General features: G+C 75.7%; 4 protein-coding genes and 1 pseudogene. All 5 read right to left on the minus strand.

Annotation, left to right across the window (positions count from 1 at the left end):
- Nucleotides 1-1301 (minus strand): annotated as a pseudogene (locus GTR00_RS13255) (hypothetical protein); the annotation flags it as partial.
- A gap of 210 nt (nucleotides 1302-1511) precedes the next feature.
- Nucleotides 1512-2750, minus strand: a complete 1239-nt coding sequence (locus GTR00_RS13260; RefSeq protein ID WP_166612085.1) for a glycosyltransferase family 4 protein — start codon at nucleotides 2748-2750, stop codon at nucleotides 1512-1514.
- Entirely contained in the window at nucleotides 2747-3346 is a 600-nt protein-coding gene (locus GTR00_RS13265; protein ID WP_166612086.1) for a serine O-acetyltransferase, read from the minus strand. The genes GTR00_RS13260 and GTR00_RS13265 overlap by 4 nt, the downstream gene beginning before the upstream one ends.
- Nucleotides 3347-3535: 189 nt before the next feature.
- The gene (locus GTR00_RS13270; protein WP_205705738.1) at nucleotides 3536-4624 is read right to left on the minus strand and encodes a glycosyltransferase; all 1089 of its coding nucleotides are present in this window, start codon (nucleotides 4622-4624) and stop codon (nucleotides 3536-3538) included.
- 317 nt (nucleotides 4625-4941) lie between these two features.
- Nucleotides 4942-5337, minus strand: a complete 396-nt coding sequence (locus tag GTR00_RS13275; RefSeq protein WP_166612088.1) for a hypothetical protein — start codon at nucleotides 5335-5337, stop codon at nucleotides 4942-4944.
- Nucleotides 5338-5545: the final 208 nt, after the last annotated feature.

The following is a 5545-nucleotide window of genomic DNA, read 5'->3' on the forward strand; positions in this document are numbered from 1 at the left end:
GGGGTGGTGCCGCTGTTGCCGCGCAGCTCGACCAGGGTCACGCTCTCGCTGGAGGTGAAGGAGACGGTGTCGGTGCCCGCGACGCTGCGGACGGCCGCGCGGGACTTCACCGGGTCGTACAGCTTCGCCGAGGAGACCGTCGAGCCCAGCTTCAGCGTGACGGGGGCGTCGGCGGGGTTGACGACCTGGTTGCCGTCGAACAGCCGGTCCTGCTGCCACACCGCCAGCCAGTACGAGCCGTCGCGCTTCTGCAGCAGCAGGGTGCGGGTCTTGGCGTTGGCGCCCTGCAGCTCGTAGTTCAGCGGCTTCGTGGAGAACGCGCTGCCCTTGTCGTTGAGCAGGGCGGTGAGGTTCGAGATCGCCGTGAAGGACGGCTTGGGGCTGCCGTCGTTGTTCAGCAGGCCGAACTTCGACTCGAACGCGTTGTCGGGGTGCTGGTCGAACAGCTCGTAGGAGAAGGTGCGCGCCATCCCGCGGCGGAAGTGGTCCAGGTACAGGTTCGGCAGCGCCTGCGCGACCTGCGCCTGCGGCATGGTGCGGTACGGGGCGGAGGTGGTCCCGGTGGAGAAACCCGTCTCGGTCGCGTAGACCTTCTTGCCCGGCGCGGTGACCGCGTTGTTCTTCAGGACCGTGTCGATGATCCCGTCGTTCATGTGGTACTGGTTGCCGGGGTAGTCGTGGGTGTTGCCGTAGTCCACGTACGCGGAGATGTCGCCCAGCGCCTGGTACTTCGAGGTGGCGTTGGTGTCCGCCAGCGAGGGGGCGACGATCGGGATGTGCTTGGTCGCCGCGTCACCGCGGTACGCCTGCGCCACCTGGATCGTCCAGTTGCGGGCGTCGGCGGCCCAGTTCCCGCCGCGCAGGTCCCACTCGTTCAGGCCCTCGACGGCGTCGATGGACTTCGGCAGCTGGGTCTTGACCATGTCCTTCAGCTGCGCCGGGGTGGCGTTCTGGCGGGGGTCCTGGACCATCGTGATGCCGACGCCCAGGGGCTCCAGCTCCTTCTCCACGAAGTCCGAGGCGTACTTGGAACCGGTGCCCCAGCCGTCGCGCAGGTGGCGGATGCCCGACTCCTGCAGGCGCTGCTTGACCAGCGGGTAGTTCGTGTAAGGGGTGCCCGTGTACGTCAGGTGGGTGGCGACACCGATGGAGTCGACGAAGGAGTCGGCCATCTGGGCGGGGACTGCGGGAAGGTTGGCGGCCTCGGCCGAAGGAGCGGTGACAGCGGCGCAGGTGAGGGCTGCGGCGATGGCGACGGGGAGCTGTGCGGCAAGGAACTTGCGGGACAGGCGGAACGTCATCGGAGAAGTCCTAGCGTCGAGTGTGAGCAACACTCAGGGCTTCGTCTCCGAGGTGCCGGAGCTTGACGGGCGTTACCGATGTTCCGGCTCAGGTTGCTCCGCACGGGGGAACCCCTCACCCGTGCGGAGCAGCGGCCCCTCAAGGTCGCCGGTGCACCTGCCGATGCCGGTGGGGAGCGGGGGCCGACGCTCGTGCGCGACCCGGCGCGCTCACCCGGCCCGGTGGGCGGCGCGAGCGCCGCGGCGCTCGCTCAGCAGACCGCGGTACAGCTCCGTGAACCGCGGCGCCACCACCTCGGGGCGGTAGCGCTGCGCCGTGCGCGCGCCGGCCGCGCCCAGGCGCTCGCGCAGCGGCGCGTCGCCGGCCAGGCGCCGCAGCGCACCGGCCAGCGCGGCCACGTCGCCCGGCGGCGTGAGCAGGCCGTCCTCGCCGTCGGTCACCACCTCGGCCGGCCCGCCGGCGTCGGCGGCGACCACCGGCAGCCCGGCGGCCAGGCCCTCCACGACGACCTGCCCGAAGGGCTCGGGCACCGTCGAGGCGTGCACCAGCACGTCCGAGGCCGCCAGCACGGCCTCCACGTCGCCGCTGAACCCGGTCAGCTCGACCTGCCCGGCGATGCCCAGTTCCTCCACCAGCCGGTGCAGGCCGGCCGCGTACCCGTCCTCGCCGAACATCGCGGAGCCCACCACCCGCGCGCGGTGCCCGGTGCCCCCCAGCGCGGCGGCGAAGGCGCGCAGGAAGACGTCCTGGCCCTTCCACGGCGCCAGGCGGCCCACCATGGTGAACACCAGCGGCCCCTCGCCGGCGCGCTCGCGCGGCGCGCGGCGGGGCCGGTAGGGGTCGGGCACGACGGCGGCGCGCGCGCCGGCGGGCAGGGCGAGCGCGTCCAGGGTGGCCCGCGAGTTCGCCACGACCGCCCGGGGCAGCACCCGCGCCAGCACGCGCACCACCGCGGCGGTGCGCGCGGGCATGTAGTCCGCGGCCACCCGGTCGCGGGCGTGCCACACGACGGGCACGCCGGCCAGGCGCCCGGCCAGGCTGCCGTACAGCGCCGACTTCAGGGAGTTGGTGTGCACGACGTCCGGCGCCTCCCGCCGCAGGCGCGCGGCGAGGGCGAGCGTGTAGCGGGCCGCGGCGAACGCGCCCGCCAGCGGCACGCGCGAGGCCTCGGTGCGGGCCACCGTGCGCGCGGCGGCGGCCATGGGCACGACCTCCACGCGCGCGCCCGCGGCGCGCAGCGGCTCCACCAGCGGCCCGTCCTCGGCCAGCCACACGGTGCGCTCGACGTCGGGCAGGGCCTCCAGGGTGCGCAGCAGGGCGATCTCCCCGCCGGACAGCAGGGCGCAGTGGTCCAGGTACACCACGCGCAGGGGCGCGCCGGGCGCGCCGGGCGACGCGGGCGTGCCCTGCGCCGCGGGCGTGCCCGCGGCCGCGGTGGACCCGCTCACGCCGGGCCCGCCTGGCCGCCCGGGGTGCTGCCCGCGGGCTGCACGGCGGGCTGCACGGCGGGCTCCTGCCGGCCGGGCAGTCGCATGCGGCGCGGCTGCGGGCTGACGACGACGGTGCCCGAGGGCACGTCGGTCATCACCACGGCGTTGGGGCCGATGGTCACGTCGTCCCCGATGCGCACCGGGCCCATGACGACCGCGCCCGCGCCGATGTCCACGCGGTCGCCGAACGTCGGGTGGTTGTGCTCGAAGTCCCCGTTGCCCGCCGCGCCGACGGTCACGTTCTGGCGGATGAGGCAGTCGTCGCCGAAGACGGTGTTCGGGTGCACGACGATGCCCCCCGCGTGCGCGACGCGGAAGCGCCGGCCCAGGCGCACCGCTGCGGGCAGCTCGATGCCGTAGACGTTGCGCACGAACGCGTAGCCGGCCCGGCCCGCGAAGCGCAGCGGCACCCGCAGGGGCAGCGGGCGCTGCCTGGCCCACCCCGAGAAGTGGTGCACCGCGACCGCCGCGAACCCCGGCGACACCAGCGAGCGGTCGTTGTGCTCCCACGCCTCGGCCAGGGCCTGCCGCAGCGTGATGCCTTCGGGGGTCATGCACGTCCTCCGTCTGTCGTCTCGAGCGCCGCTGCGCCGGCGCGGCGGAGCGCGCCGCACCGCGGGACACTCTCCCGCAACGTCACAGTAGGCCATGGCCGTCGTCACCCGACGGGCCCAGCGAGCGGCCCGGCGCACGCCCCGCTCCGGGCCCGGCGGGTGCGCCGGGCCCGGAGCGGGAGGGGGAGTTCAGGCCGACGGGCGCGGACCCGCGGCGCCGCCGGAGACCTCGGCGACGATCTGGTGCAGGGCGCGGCCGAAGGAGGCGGCCGAGAAGCGCTCGCCGTGCTCGCGCACCTTCTCCGCGTCGAAGTCGGCCGGGTCGAAGTCGCGCAGCACCGCCGCCAGCGAGGCGGCGTCCTCCCCGTCCACGAAGCGGGTGGCCACGCCCTCCAGGCCGCTGTCCAGGTAGCCGCCGGCGCGCAGCACGACGCTCGGCTTGCCGAACGCGAAGCCCTCCACGGGGGAGAGGCCGAAGTCCTCCCGGCTCATCGCCACGACGGCCGAGCAGTTGGCGTACAGCCAGCGCAGCTGCGCGTCGCTGATGTCCCGCACGCCGGTCAGCCGCTCGCTCCACTCCCGCCCCGCCGGCAGGCCGCCCACGGCGACCAGGCGGGCACCGGGCACCTGCTCGACGGCCTCGCACACCAGGGAGGTGTTCTTGTAGCCGCGGCGGCGCCCGACGGTCAGCAGGAAGCCGGGCTCCACGCCGGGGACGGGCTCGCGCGCGCCCCGGGGGTCCAGGCCCGCGGGCGGGTGCAGCACGCGCGCGCGCACCCCGTAGGCCTCCTCGATCCGCCGGGCCACCGAGGTGGAGTTGGCCAGGTACACGTCCACGGTGCGCGCGGCGCGGCGGTCCCAGCGGCGCAGCGGGGCCAGCACCGCCGACAGCGGCCGGCGCACCGGGCGCGGCAGCGCGCGGAAGTAGTCGTCCGGCTGGTACAGCCAGCGCGCGGGGTTGTGGCAGTACACGACCTTGGGCCCGTGGGCGCGCAGGCCGTGCGCCCACCCGGAGGAGCTGGCCAGCAGCACCCCGCGGGGCACGTCCATGCGGCTCATCACGGGCGCCAGCAGCGCGAAGGCGCGACGCGGGTCGCGGCGGAAGACGGCCCAGCGGTTGAGCACGCTGGGGCGCACGTCGCGGCCGGCGAACTCCGGGAAGGTCGTGGTCTCCTCGTACACGCTGGTGATCAGCGGGGCGTCGGGGAAGTGCCGCGCCAGCTCGAGCGCCACGCGCTCGCCGCCGCCGCGCTGGGTGAGGTAGTCGTGGGCGAGCACGACCTCGGGCGCGGGCGACGGGGCGGCTGCGGGCTGCGCCCGGCGGCCCGCGGCGCGCTGCGGGCGCGTCCCCGATCGCGGTGGACGGCTGGTGACGACCGTCATGTGGTTCCCCCCTGGTGTGACTGCGCCCGCCGCGGGTCGTCCTGCGACGGCGCCTGGTGCGAGAGCGCCCGTGGGCGCTGTGGAGCAGCGCGCCGCACCCGCGGGGCGGGGCGGCGCGCTGCCGGTGCGCGGACGGGCCTCGGACGGTGGGCGCTCCCCCCGGACGCGCCCCTCCCGCCGCGCGGGTGGTGCCGGTCGCCCGGCACCGGTGCTCAGTGCTGGCGGCCGGTGCGGCGCTTGGAGGCCACGACCATGGCCGCGCCGCCCAGGACGAGCACGGTGCCGGCGGCGGCCCAGGGCAGCACGTCGGCGCCGGTGTAGGCCAGCTCGTCGTCGGAGCTGTCGACCGCGCGGGCGGGCGCGGTGCGCGAGGGCTCGTCGCCCTCGGGCGTGGTCGCCGGGGTCGTGGTCGTCGTGGTGGGCGGGGTGGACTCCTCCGGCTCCGGCGGCGCCGTGGGCACCGGCGGCACCGGGGTGGTGACCGTCGGGGTCGGCGGCGCGGGCGCGTAGTCGGTGGCGGCGCTCGCGAGCGTCGCGGGCCCCGTCAGCGCGGCGATCGCCAGGCCCCCGCCGGCGATCAGACGGACGGTGTTCCGGGTGCGGTGCACTGAGATCCCCCCATGTCGACGGTGCCGCTGCGCGGCGTGCGCCGTTGTTGATCGTGAAGTGGGGTCCAGGATGACCCAACGTCACCCGCGCGTCCAGCGAACTGCCGCTGTCGGAGTGGCGCGGACACGCACAGTCACCGAACCTGCACGAACGGCTCCGAGCAGGCCCTCAGGGAGCTCACCGCGGGCCCACAGGCCACCGCCCCCC

This window comes from Kineococcus indalonis (assembly GCF_009906395.1).
GTDB lineage: Bacteria > Actinomycetota > Actinomycetes > Actinomycetales > Kineococcaceae > Kineococcus > Kineococcus indalonis.

Excerpts from the sequence above, each read along its gene's own strand:
- GTR00_RS13265 (WP_166612086.1), bottom strand. The coding sequence starts at position 3,346 with ATGACCCCCGAAGGCATCACGCTGCGGCAGGCCCTGGCCGAGGCGTGG.